Raw genomic sequence first — 13,016 nt, 5'->3', positions numbered from 1 at the left:
CATATTTTCCGCTTGCCTGTGGCACAAATGCCCCTAGACTCCACCCATAGCTCTTGAAGAGGAGACTATGACATGGGACTTACGAGGCCAATCAACGCATTGATGATCTGTGCTGCATTTGCCTTCATTGGCGCCCTTATCATAGGTGTTCTTCCGTAACCGCCGGAGCGGAAGAACAGCAGCAATAGCCCACAAATTCGAAAGGCCGGGTGTTTCGCCCGGCCTTTTGCATTTCAGATTTCATACCACGATGAAGCTCAGGCGGCGGCGGATCCAGCTGCCTCTGTTTCGTGGGAGCGGATGCCGATCATATGGCAGATGGCAAACACCAGGTCGGCCCGGTTCATGGTGTAGAAATGGAAGTCGCTGACGCCGCGCTCGACGAGATCGAGCACCTGCTCGGCCGCCACGGCAGACGCCACGAGCGCATGCGTCTGCGGATCGTTGTGCAGCCCTTCGAAACGCTCGGCCAGCCATGCCGGCACCAGCGCGCCGCAGCGCGCCGAGAAATTGGCGACCTGGGTGAAATTGTGCACCGGCAGGATGCCAGGCACGATCGGGATGTAGATGCCGGCACGGCGCGCCTTCTCGACATAACGCTCGTAGAGATCGTTGTCGAAGAAGAACTGGGTGATCGCCCGCGTCGCGCCATTGTCGGCCTTGCGCTTCAGCATGTCGAAGTCGGTGGCAAAGTCCGGACTTTCCGGATGCTTTTCGGGATAGGCCGAGACCGAGATGTCGAAATCGCCGGCGTCCTTCAGCGCTCCGACAAGTTCGGCGCCATTGGCATAGCCATCGGGATGCGGCCGGTAGGCGGTGCCGACGCCGGCCGCCGGATCGCCACGCAAGGCGACGAAGCGCTTCACGCCCATATCGGCGAATTCGCGGACGACGGCGTCGACCTCATGGCGGGCAGCGTCGACGCAGGTCATGTGCGCCGCCGGCGTCAGCGTCGTCTCGTTCAGGATGCGCTTGACCGTGCGGGCCGTGCGCTCACGCGTCGAACCGCCGGCGCCATAGGTCACCGAGACGAATCTCGGCCTCAGCGGCTCCAGCCTGGTGACGGTGTCCCAGAGCCTGGCTTCCATCTCATCGGTCTTCGGCGGGAAGAACTCGAAGGAGACGCGGACCTTGTCGCCAATGTCGGGACGGCGGGAAAAGCGGAACTGGTTCATCAGGCGATTTCCCCCATAGGGTACGCTTTGGTGGGTTGGGTATCATTGGAAGGCTCGGCCATCAGCATGCGGCGGTCGCGGCCAAGCCACAGCTTGACGGTGAGCCTGGCTTCGTTGCCGCCGCGCGGCTCGAATTCCTGGGCATCCTCGAGATCGAGCCCGGCCTCGGCAAACCATTCGGAGATCTGCCGGTCGGAAAAGCCCAGCCTGACATGCGCGTGCTGGTCGCGCAGGAACTCCAGCGCATGCGGCGCGAAGTCGACGATCACCAGCCGGCCCGCCGGACGCAGCAGCCGCGCCGCCTCGCGAATGGCGCGTGCCGGGTCATCGAGATAGTGCAGCACCTGATGGATGGTGACGAGGTCGAAGGCGTCGCGCTCAACCGGCGGCGCGAAAATGTCGCCCTGGCGGACCTGCGCATTGGCAATGCCTGCCTTGTCGAGATTGGCGCGCGCCACCGTCAGCATCTCGCGCGACATGTCGATGCCGACGCCGCGCCGGTAGAGCGGTGAGAATATCTCCAGCAGCCGCCCGGTACCAGTGCCGAGGTCCAGCATCGACTGGAATGGCCGCTTGCCGACCAGCTTGAGGAGTGCGGCTTCCACCGCGCGGTCCGGCACATGCAGCGAGCGGATATGGTCCCAGCTGGCGGCGTTCTCGGAGAAATATTCGGCGGCGCGGTCCTGCCGTTTGCGCTTGACCGACGCCAGCCGCTCTAGATCGCGCTCGACCTGCGGATCGGCGCCATGAATGCCGGAGACCAGCCGCAGCACTAAGTCGCGCGCGGAATCCGTATCCGACAGCCGGAAGAAGGCCCACGAGCCCTCCTGGTAGCGGCCGATCAACCCGGCCTCCAGCAGCAGCTTCAAATGCCGCGACACCCGCGGTTGCGACTGGCTGAGGATCTCGGTGAGGTCGGACACGGTGAGATCGCCGCGCGACAGCAGCGCCAGGATGCGGAGCCGGCTCGATTCGGCCGCAGCCTTCAACGTATCAACCATCGTATCGAGCGAAACATGCATTGGCGTATTCTCGTTGAAAAGATATAAACATATGTTTATGTCAGCTTTGGCGGCATGGCAAGGCCTATGTCGCTTCCTGACAAGAAAATGCCGCACACATGGTCCCCGCCTGAGAGAACCGCTTTTCCCTGACGATCGGCTAGAAACTTGTGCTAGGGCGAAAGCCATGTTCGAGACGCGCGACGGCGAAAAGCTCCTGCAGACTGACCCGGCTGACATGCCGGCGGATGGCCATATCGTGTTTATCGGCCGCATCGCCTCGCCATGGACCACGCGCGAAAGCTGCCCGAAGAACATGCGCGCCGCCCGCGAGACCGGACAGGCGGCCACCGTTCTCATCGACCCACCCTATCGCGACGGCCTGCTTGCGCTGGAGCGGGCCAGCCACATCGTCATCCTGTCCTGGCTGCATCACGCGCCGCGGGCACTGATTGTCCAGAGACCCCGCCATGCGGCTGAGCCGAAAGGCGTTTTCTCACTGCGCTCCCCTGCCCGGCCGAACCCAGTCGGGCTGCATATCGCCGGCCTGATCGCCGTCGACATCGACAACGGCCGCATCGCCATCGACGCCATCGATGTGCTCGACGGCACCCCGGTGATCGACATCAAGCCCTATTTCGCCTCGACCGACGCCTTTCCCGAGGCGACCATTGCCGGGCGTGACGAAAAATGAGCGCGCCCACCGGCCGCCGCCGCGCCATCGCCAAGGCGCTGACCGCACTGCTGCCCCTGGCGCCCTATGCCGATATGGAGAAAATCCGCACCGAGGCCGGCGCCGTGCACATGAAGACGCTGCCGCCGGGCATCGCGGTCTGGCTGGCGACGATCGCCCATATCAGGCACGGCCATACCGACTATGAAAAGCTGCTGGCCGAGGGCTATGACCGCGACTCGGCGCGGTTCTTCGTCATCGAGCAAACAAACATGGTGCTGACCCGTTGGCGCGCCACGCGCCTGCTCGATGCAGAGGACGAAGAGGAATAACTTCAGCTACCGTCGCTTCAATACGGCAACCGCATTGTAGGGCTGGCCGTCGGCCTGGCCAACCCAGGTCCAGGACAGGTTCCCTTTGAAAAATCGGACGGTGATGCCGCCACCGTCGATGCACTTGTCCTGGCCGTAGCTGATGTTTTCCCGGTATTCCGCCGAACTGTCGTCGCGAGAAATCTGGGTCAACGATCCGCCGCAGCCGAGCGACGGATAGTCGATCGACGCGGCGCCATCGCCGATGGTCATGGCGATCGCCCAATCGGCGCCGGCAGCACCGGCCGGACTTTGATGACCGCTGCCGGTCCAGACGCCGTTGAGCCCCGCCGCGTTGACCACGCAAGGCACGTTCTGAAAGATCGGCGTCAGCTCGCTGCCCGTCTTCTCGCAACGATAGGTCTGGCCGTTCTGGCACAGCGCCTCGCCCTCGCGAGCGCATTGCGCGAAGGTATGGCCAGTGACGAAGACGAGGAAAATTGCAAAGCTGATGGTCCGAAAAGATCTGCCCATTTTGCCCCTCCCGGCCGGATATTTTCAAGCCGGACCATAGGGCATATCGAATGTGCTACCTAGGACAAACAGCGATGGTTGGGTGGCCCTATGCCGCCTGCAGGGGACCACTAGCTTGAATCTGCCGCATCAAGCCGAAGGGACCAATCGCCATGAACCGAAGCGCAGCAGCCGGTAGCATTGTGCCATTGCCGGCTTTGTCGGATCGCCATATCGATCCGCATTCCTATCCCGACGGCATCGCCTTTCTCGATGGTCAGTATCTGCCGATGTCGCAAGCCAAGATCTCGGTGCTGGATTGGGGCTTTCTGCATTCCGACGCCACCTACGACACCGTGCATGTCTGGGACGGGAGCTTCTTCCGACTCGACCTGCATCTCGACCGCTTCTTCGCCGGCTTGCAAAAACTGCGCATGACGATCCCGTCCGACCGCGATGGTGTGGCCGAGATTCTGCACAATTGCGTGGCGCTGTCGGGCCATCGCGCCGCCTATGTCGAAATGCTGTGCACACGCGGCGCCTCGCCGACCTTCAGCCGCGATCCGCGCCAGGCGGTCAACCGCTTCATGGCCTTCGCAGTTCCCTTCGGCTCGGTCGCCAATGCCGAGCAGTTGCGGCGCGGCCTGCATGTCGCCATTAGCGACAAGGTGCGCATTCCGCCGGTCTCGATCGATCCGGCGATCAAGAACTACCACTGGCTCGACCTCGTGCGCGGCCTCTACGACGCTTATGACCGTGGGGCCGAAACCGCATTGATTCTCGACTTCAACGGCAATGTCGCCGAAGGCCCCGGCTTCAACGTGTTCTGCGTCAAGGACGGCAGGCTGTCGACGCCAGCCGCCGGCGTGCTGCCCGGCATCACCAGGCGCACCGTCTTCGACCTCTGCGCCGAGGCAGCGCTTCCCACCACGGCCGTCGACGTCAGCGTTGCCGCGCTGAAGGCTGCCGACGAAGTCTTCATCACTTCCACCGCCGGCGGCATCATGCCGGTGACAGTGATCGACGGCGCTGCTGTCGCCGACGGCAAGATAGGCGGGATCACAAAGCGCTTGATGGCGCTCTACTGGCAAAAGCATGACGACCCGGCCTGGTCGAGCCCGGTGCGCTATCCCTGACCGGCGAAGGTCCTGCTCCACACGATGACGTGACCAAAAAGATTCCCCCTCGCCTCTGGAAAATCGCTCGACGCACCGTATATCGCGGAAGCGGAGAAGCCTCCGCTTCCCAGTTCACGGCCCGCATGGGCAAGGATTCCACGTCATGACAAGCAAGGTTTGGTTCATCACCGGATCGTCGAAAGGCTTTGGCCGAGTCTGGGCCGAGGCCGCACTCGCTCGCGGCGACCGTGTCGCCGCAACCGCGCGCGATGCCGGCACGCTCGCCGATCTCGTCGCGAAATACGGCGATAATGTCGCCGCGATCAAGCTCGACGTCACCGACAAGAAGGCTGTCGATGCGGCCATCGCCGAGGCGCACAAGCGCTTTGGCCGGCTCGACGTCGTCATCAACAATGCCGGCTATGGCCATTTCGGCGCCATCGAGGAAGTCAGCGAACAGGAAGCTCGCGACCAGATCGAGACCAATGTGTTCGGCGCGCTCTGGGTCACCCAGGCGGCTTTGCCGATCATGCGGGCGCAGGGCTCCGGCCATATCATCCAGATCTCGTCGATCGGCGGCGTCAACGCCTTTGCGTCGCTCGGCCTTTACCATGCCTCGAAATGGGCGCTCGAAGCCTTCAGCCAGTCGCTCAGCATCGAGGTCGCCGAATTCGGCATCCATGTGACGCTTGTCGAACCGGGCGGCTTCTCCACCGATTGGTCCGGCGCCTCGGCCAAGGTCTCCAAAGCGATCGAGGCTTACGCGCCGGCCCGAGCCAAGATGGCGGAACGCCGCGCCAACTCGGTCGCCGGCGACCCCGAGGCCACCGGACCGGCGATGCTTGAAATCGTCGACGCGGCCGAGCCGCCGCTGCGCGTCTTCTTCGGCGATGGCGGCCTGCCGATGATCAAGCAGGAATACGCCAACCGCATCGCGCTGTGGGAAAAGTGGGACTACGTTTCCGTCGAGGCGCAGGGCGCCAAGAAGAACCGCAAGGCGGCCTGAGCGCGTCTTGAAATCCGGCTGCGTCGCCCCGGCGGCGCAGCCCTTGCCCTAGCCCGGTGCTAGGATCGATAAATCCACTGCTCGGGCACGCGCACCGAGATCTCTTCCCCTGTTGTCATACGACCCGGTTTCTCGACCCAGGCAACGAGGCCGCGCAGCCGTTTCGCCGCCTTCGGGAAGGCCAGCGCGCCGGCCTCCGGATCGGCCATCCCGGCGTTTTCGGCAATCGAACGTCCGGCAAGCCGGCAAGGTCCGTTCTGCGCATCAACCTTGATCGTCACGCCATCTCTGAAGAACAGCAGCGTGCCTGACGGCAGCATCGAGAGATGCGGCACGCCTTCGATCAGCAGATTGGCGCCGATCCATTCCGGCTTGATCTCGGCCAGCCCCATCCGCTCGGCAACGACGCCGAGTTCATTCGCTGCTACGATTGATATCTGCCGCTCGTTGCGGATTTCGGTGCCGCGCGGATACCAGGGTTCGCGACCGCCGGAACGACGGGTGGCGCCGGCGTGGAAGTCGCCGTCGATGCCTTCGAAACCGAGCTGCAATGCTTCCACCGGGCGCGTCTGGAAGTGATTCGACGGTGCGGCGTAGAGCGCCGTCACCCTGGCTACGAGTTTTCGCGCTGAAATGATCTCGATCGGAGCCTCAGGGAAAAGATCCAGCATGGCTTACTCCTTGTGCAAGGTCGCATTAGCGATAGCCATGAGCCCGGTCCAGTCCAAAGCAATGATGATCCGATCAAGCGGGCTGATGGCAGCCGATCACGATCTTCTTACCGCGGATCGCATATCCTATCGTACTGCGCCGCATTGCCGCCGTGCTGCACCGGCCTCATGGTGAGACAAGTCTGCGGAGGTTTCCATGCGTCCCGGGACTGCAATCGCGCTGCTTTGGCTGATCTGGGTCGTGTCCTGGTTTCTAGCCGCCTTCTGGGCCGACCCGGCGAAAAAGCGTGCCGGCATCCAGGAGGAGCTTCGCTATCGCGCTTTGTGGTTGATCGGCGCGGTGCTGCTGTTCATTCCCGCGCATGGCTATGCCGGCCGGCTGCGATTCTGGTTTCCGACCCTTGCCGAAGCGTGGATCTGCGCAGGGCTTGTTGCCGTTGGCCTGTTGTTCGCCTGGTGGGCGCGGTTGCATCTCGGCCGTCTCTGGTCGGCTTCGGTGACGGCCAAGGCCGAGCACCGTGTCGTCGACACCGGTCCCTACAGAATGGTCCGCCACCCGATCTATACCGGACTGCTTCTGGCGATGCTTGCCACAATGGCGGCCAAAGGCACGGTCTGGGGAATCGCCGGCGCGATTCTTCTCACCATCGGCATCGTCATGAAGGCAAGGCTGGAGGAACGCTTTCTGCGCGGAGAACTCGGCAACGCCTATGACGATTATGCCCGCAGCGTACCGATGCTGGTGCCGTTCATGCCGGCCTGATTACAGCATCCGCAAAAGCGCGCCGCCGATCGAATAGCCGGCGCCGAAGGCGCACAGCACGCCGAAATCGCCGGGCTTCATGTCGGCGTGGTTTTCCGACAGCGCGATGATGGCGCCAGCGCCGGCGGTGTTGCCGAGCCGCTCCAGCACCATCGGCGCGCGGTCATGGTCGACCTCGTGGCCGAAGGCCAGTTTCAGGATCATGGCGTTCATTCGCGCATTGGCCTGATGCAGCCAGAATCGCCTGATGGCTTGCGGCGTCAGCCCGTGCTCGGCGAGGAATTCGACAATGAATTTGTGGCCGGCGACGGTGACTTCCTTGAACACCTTGTTGCCGACCTGTTTGATCAGATTGCCTTCGAGGTTGATCATGTAAGGATCGTCCTGGGCGGTGCGGGTGTGATAGCCCAGATTGGTGCGGATATTGTTCGACATCTGCGTCCAGGTGCGCGTGTCCAGCACCTCGAAACGCCCCGGCCGCCTCTCGCCCTCGCCCAGCCCCTCGACCACCATCGCCACCGATGCATCGCCGAAGATGAAATGCGTCTGCCGGTCGCGGAAATTGAGATGGCCGGTGATGATCTCCGGCGTGACCACCAGCACGCGTTTGTGCGCGCCCGCCCGCACCAGATTGGCCGCAATGTGCAAGGCGGCCGCGGCCGATGAACAACCAAGCCCCATATCGAAGCCGGCGCCCTTGGTGCCCAGCGCCTCCTGCATTTCGATGGCGATCGCCGGATAGGGCCGCTGCTGGTGCGAGGCCGAGCAGATCACCAGGTCGATGTCGGACGGCTTCAGGCCGGCATGGTCGAGCGCCTTCCTGGCTGCGGCGACGCCGAACTCGGCCTGCAGCGACAGCGCATCGTCGGGCCGCGCCGGAATGCGCGGCGCCATGCGGGTCGGATCGAGAATGCCTTCGCGCTCGATCACATGCCGGGTCTGGACGCCCGAGGCATGAACGATGAAGGCGCTGTCGGATTTCTGCAGCAGCGTCTCATCCGTGCCTTGCCGGCGTGCATTCTCGGTGTCGACCCAGGCATTGAAGCTGGCGACCAGTTCTTCATTGGTGATCTTGGCTTCAGGGATTTCAACGCCAATGCCGCTGATGATGACGCGATGCATATCCAGTCCGTCCATGCGCAGGCGTTGTCGTTCTCATGTGAACGACGAAGGGGCGCGACACAACACTTTTCTCACCCCACCGGTTTACGCCGGCTTAAACCATAGGCTGTGGCCGGATGTCATCGGGAGTGCTAGCCGGCCCGCTTGGCGACGATGAAGATACGCGGAAAGCGCAGCAGCACCTTGCCGTTTGCGGTCTTCGGATAGGCCTCGGTGATCTTGGCCGTGTAGCTGTCGAGGAAGGTCTTGCGCTCGCCGGCGTCCAGCGGATCGAGGAAAGGCTTCAGCCCCGTCGACTTCACCCATTCGACGATCGCCTCGGCGTCGGTCAGCGGATGATTGTAGGCCGTATGCCAGATATCCACCCGGTCGGAGAGCGGCGACAAGAGATCATAATAGAACGACACCGCCGGCAGCGGTCCGCGCGCAGCACCTGCCATCTTGGCGGCGAACGGCATTTCGGCGGCCGTCTCGCGCATCACCTGATGCGACGGCTCAAGCAGATTGTCGGGCATCTGGACGGCGAGCGCGCCACCGGGGGCGAGAAAGCCCATCAGCCGCTGGAACACTACCGGGTGGGTGGGCAGCCACTGGAACACGGCATTGGCGAAGATGACGTTGACCGGCTCGGCCGGTCGCCATGTCGAGGCATCGGCGAGGTCGAAATTGACGCTGGGCAGGCGCGCCTTCGCCTTCTCGATCATGTCGGGAGAGGTGTCGAAGCCGCTGATATCAGCATCCGGCCAGCGCTCGACCAGCAGCTCGGTCGAATTACCCGGGCCGCAGCCGATGTCGACCACCCGGCGCGGGAAATCCACCGGCACCTGCGCAACAAGATCGCGCGCGGGCCGCGTCCGCTCATCCTCGAATTTCAGATATTGGGCGGCGGACCAGTCACGTTTTGCGGCTGTGCTGTTCATCGATAAACCTCACGACGGTTGCCAACCTCCACGACCAGCACGACAAGCCGGCTGTCCTGGAACTGAGTAATGATCCTGTGGTCACCGACACGAAACCGCCAAGCTTCTTCCTTTGTGCCCGTCAGGCGCTTGGCAAGGGCTCTCGGATTGGGATGCGCTGAAACTCTCTGATTCAGGAACTCCAGGATGCGCCGTTGATCTTTCGTCGAAAGCCGTTCGATGTCTTTCTCGGCGCGCGGCGTGAACTCGACACGCCAGGTCATTCAGCGGCAGGCTTCTTGCGACGCTCCTCGGCTTCACGACGTTCGAGCTTCCGGATCACTTCATCCAGCGGAATGCGCACACCGTCATCATCTCTCAGGCGTTCGTCCGCAATTGCGGCGTCGTGCCAATCTTCGATGGCCTCGAGGATCGCTTCGGCTGCAACCTGGTCGGCGGTGCGACCGCTGGCCTTGGCCATTTCGGCCAGCAGTTTCTCGGCTTTTTGCGGCAGTTTGACTGTGATCATGGACGACTCCATCCGATCAATCTAGGTCAAACGCACACCGCCTGCAACGGATCGCCGCAGCCCTACCGCGTCAGCCTCTTGTAGGTCATCCTGTGCGGGTTGACGGCTTCGGGGCCGAGACGACGGATCTTGTCCTGCTCGTAGTCCTCGAAATTGCCCTCGAACCATTCGACATGGCTGTCGCCCTCGAAGGCGAGGATGTGGGTGGCCAGACGGTCGAGGAACATACGATCGTGCGAGATGATGACCGCGCAGCCACCAAAATTTTCCAGCGCGTCTTCGAGCGCCGCCAGCGTTTCGGTGTCGAGATCGTTGGTCGGTTCGTCGAGCAGCAGCACATTGCCGCCGGTCTTCAGCATTTTTGCCAGATGCACGCGGTTGCGCTGGCCGCCGGAGAGGTTGCCGACCTTCTGCTGCTGGTCGCCGCCACGGAAGTTGAACGACGCACAATAGGCGCGCGTGTTGGCCTCGAACTTGCCGAGCTTGACCACTTCTGCGCCGCCGGAAATCTCCTCCCACACCGTCTTTGACGGATCGAGCGCATCGCGGCTCTGGTCGACATAGCCGAGCTTCACCGTTTCGCCGACGCGCACAGAGCCGGCATCCGGCGTTTCCTGGCCGGTGATCATGCGGAACAGCGTCGTCTTGCCGGCGCCGTTCGGGCCGATGACACCGACGATGCCGCCCGGCGGCAGCTTGAATTCCAGGCCTTCGATCAAAAGCGTGTCGCCAAAGCCCTTCGACAGGCCTTCCGCCTCGATCACCACATTGCCGAGCCGCTCGCCATGCGGAATGACGATCTGCGTATCGCTCGGACGCCGCTTGTCGGCTGCATCCAGCAGGTCCTGGAACGCCTGGATACGCGCCTTGGACTTGGTCTGGCGGGCTTTCGGGCTGGACTGGATCCACTCGCGTTCGCGGCCGATGGCGCGCTGGCGGGCGTCGTCCTCGCGGCCTTCCTGCTTGAGGCGCTTGGCCTTGGCTTCGAGATATTTGGTGTAGTTGCCTTCATAGGGAATGCCGCGGCCGCGATCGAGCTCGAGGATCCATCCGGTGACATTGTCAAGGAAGTAGCGATCGTGGGTGATGATCATCACGGCGCCCGGATAAGCGCGCAGATGCTTTTCCAGCCACGCCGTGGTTTCGGCGTCGAGATGGTTGGTCGGTTCGTCGAGCAGCAAGAGGTCGGGCTGACGCAGCAGCAACTGGCAGAGCGCGACGCGTCGGCGCTCGCCGCCTGAAAGCTTGGTGACCTCGGAATCCTTGGGCGGGCAGCCCAGAGCTTCCATCGCCATTTCGACCTGCTGTTCGAGATCCCACAGGTTCAGCCGGTCCATCTCGTCCTGGAGCTTGGCCGACTCGTCAGCTGTCTCGTCGGAATAATTCATCATCAATTCGTTGTAGCGCTCGATGATGGCGGTCTTGGCGGCGACACCTTCCATGATGTTCTCGAACACCGTCTTGTTGGCATCGAGCGCCGGCTCCTGCGCGAGATAGCCGACGGTGGCGCCTTCGGCGAGCCAGGCTTCGCCGTTCCACTCCTTGTCGAGCCCGGCCATGATCTTGAGGATCGTCGACTTGCCCGAGCCGTTGGGGCCGAGGATGCCGATCTTGGCGTCGGGATAGAAGGAGAGATGAACATTCTCAAGCACCTTCTTGGTACCATAGGCCTTGTTGAGGCCGGCCATGTGATAGATGAACTGGCGTGCCACGCGCGCTTTCCTTGATGATTGACCGAAATGTCGGATTGAATGGAGGTTGGCCGCTATGTAGGCGATGCCGGGCCGAACGGCAATCGCTTTTGCCATTTCAAGCCGGGTGTACACCGCACGTTAAGTTTTCCGCCGGTTGTAGGGAGCGTTGAAATCCCCGGTTAACCCTTCAGCGTCAAAACAGGATTGATCGCTGGCCTGTCGCGATCGAAAGTAAAGATCGGACCGAAGGTAGTGCTGAACAGTTTCCTGCTCCTTGCCGAAGCGGTCGTCTACTTCAGCGTCATGGTCACGCTGTTCCGCTTCAGGGATCGCATCGGCCTCGGCGTCTTCGTCTGCGCGCTGGGCGCCATGCATTTCCTCGAAACCTATCTCGCCAGCGTCTTCTATGTCGCCCTGCCCTTCGGCATGGTCTCGCCAGGCTCGGCGGTGCTGTTCTCCGGCAAGCTGGTGATGCTGCTTCTGCTCTACATGAAGGAAGATGCGGCCACGGTGCGCCAGCCGATCTATGGCCTGCTGCTCGGCAACGCCTTGATGATCGGGCTGGTCCTGATCCTGCGCCTGCACGATATTTCAGCTCTTTCCGACGGCAAGCTTCCCGATATCGGCTTCATCGACCAGATGGGCTGGTTGATGGTATGGGGCACGACGCTGCTCTTCATCGACGCCATCCTGATCATCCTGCTTTACGAAAAGCTCCGGCGTTATCTGCGCAAGGCGCCGTTCTCCCGCATCCTGATTTGCGTCGCCTGCGTGCTCACCTTCGACCAGGCCGGATTTTTCACCGCCCTGCATTTCGTCGCCGGCGCACCGATCGCGGTCTTCTTCGGCGGCTGGTTCGCGAAGATGGGTGCCGCTTTTGCCTACAGCGCCATGCTTGTCGCCTACCTCAGATGGTTCGAAACGCGTCAGGTCGTGGCACCGCGCGGGCTGTCCGACGTCTTCAACACCTTGACCTATCGCGAGCGCTACGAAGCCCTGGTCGAACATGTCGGCCGCGACGGCCTCACCGGCCTGTTGCACAGGGGACGCTTTGACAGCGACGGCGAACGTCTGGTTGCCGTCAGCCTGCGCACGGCCCAACCGCTCAGCCTGCTGATCGTCGACGTCGACCATTTCAAGTCGATCAACGATCGCTTCGGCCATGCCGAGGGCGACAGGGTGCTGAGATCGATCGCCCAGGTGCTGACCCAGGCGGCCGGCGCACACGATCAGGTTTTCAGGATCGGCGGCGAGGAGTTCGCCATCCTTTGCTCGCAGCCGCATGCGGTCGCCAGGTTGCTCGGAGAAAACCTCCGCCAGGCCGTCAAAGCGTGCGTAAACCGGTTCGACATCAGCGTCAGCGCCGGCATCGCCACTGTCGATGAGACCGTAGGCTCGCTTGCCGATCTCTTCGCCCTTGCCGACGAGCGTCTCTACAGGGCCAAGTCCACCGGGCGTGACCGCGTCGTCGGCGAAGCGCATGACGATGCCGAAGACCTAACTGCGTGGACATTGCCCACGCGTGGCGTCAGCGGATAAGG

The 13,016-nt window shown here is 62.6% G+C and carries 15 protein-coding genes; 6 read left to right on the top strand and 9 right to left on the bottom strand.

Annotation, left to right across the window (positions count from 1 at the left end; translation table 11 throughout):
* Positions 1 to 257 precede the first annotated feature (257 nt).
* Together metF and X726_RS162745 are read right to left on the bottom strand one after the other, a co-directional pair.
* Positions 258 to 1,175, bottom strand: a complete 918-nt coding sequence (gene metF / locus X726_RS162740; RefSeq protein ID WP_023668248.1) for a methylenetetrahydrofolate reductase [NAD(P)H] — start codon at positions 1,173 to 1,175, stop codon at positions 258 to 260.
* Positions 1,175 to 2,197, bottom strand: coding sequence for a metalloregulator ArsR/SmtB family transcription factor (locus X726_RS162745; RefSeq protein ID WP_023668247.1), 1,023 nt, complete (start codon positions 2,195 to 2,197; stop codon positions 1,175 to 1,177). Before X726_RS162745 ends, metF begins: the two co-directional genes overlap by 1 nt.
* Positions 2,198 to 2,363: 166 nt before the next feature.
* Between X726_RS162745 and tsaA the strand changes: the two genes are divergently transcribed.
* Together tsaA and X726_RS162755 are read left to right on the top strand one after the other, a co-directional pair.
* A complete protein-coding gene (gene tsaA, locus X726_RS162750; protein ID WP_023668246.1) occupies positions 2,364 to 2,870 on the top strand; it encodes a tRNA (N6-threonylcarbamoyladenosine(37)-N6)-methyltransferase TrmO in 507 nt (168 codons plus the stop codon).
* Positions 2,867 to 3,181, top strand: coding sequence for a DUF2293 domain-containing protein (locus X726_RS162755; protein WP_023668245.1), 315 nt, complete (start codon positions 2,867 to 2,869; stop codon positions 3,179 to 3,181). The genes tsaA and X726_RS162755 overlap by 4 nt, the downstream gene beginning before the upstream one ends.
* 6 nt (positions 3,182 to 3,187) lie before the next feature.
* Here X726_RS162755 and X726_RS162760 read toward each other — a convergent pair whose 3' ends face one another.
* Complete coding sequence (locus X726_RS162760; protein WP_023668244.1) at positions 3,188 to 3,694, bottom strand: hypothetical protein; 507 nt, start codon at positions 3,692 to 3,694, stop codon at positions 3,188 to 3,190.
* 152 nt (positions 3,695 to 3,846) lie between these two features.
* On the opposite strand from X726_RS162760, the gene X726_RS162765 reads away from it, so the two are divergent.
* Positions 3,847 to 4,809, top strand: a complete 963-nt coding sequence (locus X726_RS162765) for a D-amino acid aminotransferase (RefSeq protein WP_023668243.1) — start codon at positions 3,847 to 3,849, stop codon at positions 4,807 to 4,809.
* Positions 4,810 to 4,954: 145 nt separating this feature from the next.
* Positions 4,955 to 5,797 (top strand): SDR family oxidoreductase, encoded by an 843-nt coding sequence (locus X726_RS162770; protein ID WP_023668242.1) that lies wholly within the window; start codon positions 4,955 to 4,957, stop codon positions 5,795 to 5,797.
* A 59-nt stretch (positions 5,798 to 5,856) separates the two neighbouring features.
* Here the strand turns inward: X726_RS162770 and X726_RS162775 are convergent, their stop codons facing one another.
* A complete protein-coding gene (locus X726_RS162775) occupies positions 5,857 to 6,468 on the bottom strand; it encodes a molybdenum cofactor sulfurase (protein ID WP_023668241.1) in 612 nt (203 codons plus the stop codon).
* A 196-nt stretch (positions 6,469 to 6,664) separates the two neighbouring features.
* On the opposite strand from X726_RS162775, the gene X726_RS162780 reads away from it, so the two are divergent.
* Positions 6,665 to 7,231, top strand: coding sequence for an isoprenylcysteine carboxylmethyltransferase family protein (locus X726_RS162780; RefSeq protein WP_023668240.1), 567 nt, complete (start codon positions 6,665 to 6,667; stop codon positions 7,229 to 7,231).
* Here the strand turns inward: X726_RS162780 and X726_RS162785 are convergent, their stop codons facing one another.
* The 5 genes from X726_RS162785 to ettA all read right to left on the bottom strand — a co-directional run bounded on the left by X726_RS162785 (position 7,232) and on the right by ettA (position 11,493).
* Positions 7,232 to 8,353 (bottom strand): beta-ketoacyl-ACP synthase III, encoded by a 1,122-nt coding sequence (locus tag X726_RS162785; protein WP_023668239.1) that lies wholly within the window; start codon positions 8,351 to 8,353, stop codon positions 7,232 to 7,234.
* A 131-nt stretch (positions 8,354 to 8,484) separates the two neighbouring features.
* Positions 8,485 to 9,273, bottom strand: a complete 789-nt coding sequence (tam, locus tag X726_RS162790) for a trans-aconitate 2-methyltransferase (protein ID WP_023668238.1) — start codon at positions 9,271 to 9,273, stop codon at positions 8,485 to 8,487.
* Entirely contained in the window at positions 9,270 to 9,536 is a 267-nt protein-coding gene (locus X726_RS162795) for a type II toxin-antitoxin system RelE/ParE family toxin (protein ID WP_023668237.1), read from the bottom strand. The genes tam and X726_RS162795 overlap by 4 nt, the downstream gene beginning before the upstream one ends.
* A complete protein-coding gene (locus tag X726_RS162800; RefSeq protein ID WP_023668236.1) occupies positions 9,533 to 9,781 on the bottom strand; it encodes a DUF6290 family protein in 249 nt (82 codons plus the stop codon). Before X726_RS162800 ends, X726_RS162795 begins: the two co-directional genes overlap by 4 nt.
* A gap of 62 nt (positions 9,782 to 9,843) precedes the next feature.
* Complete coding sequence (ettA, locus tag X726_RS162805; RefSeq protein WP_023668235.1) at positions 9,844 to 11,493, bottom strand: energy-dependent translational throttle protein EttA; 1,650 nt, start codon at positions 11,491 to 11,493, stop codon at positions 9,844 to 9,846.
* A 234-nt stretch (positions 11,494 to 11,727) separates the two neighbouring features.
* Between ettA and X726_RS162810 the strand changes: the two genes are divergently transcribed.
* A complete protein-coding gene (locus X726_RS162810) occupies positions 11,728 to 13,014 on the top strand; it encodes a GGDEF domain-containing protein (RefSeq protein WP_023668234.1) in 1,287 nt (428 codons plus the stop codon).
* Positions 13,015 to 13,016 lie beyond the last annotated feature (2 nt).

Origin of the sequence: Mesorhizobium sp. LSJC285A00 (genome assembly GCF_000503155.1) — a bacterium.
Lineage (GTDB): Bacteria > Pseudomonadota > Alphaproteobacteria > Rhizobiales > Rhizobiaceae > Mesorhizobium.
The sequence above is the reverse complement of the archived record's forward strand: the minus strand, read 5'-3'. Positions and strand labels throughout refer to the sequence as shown.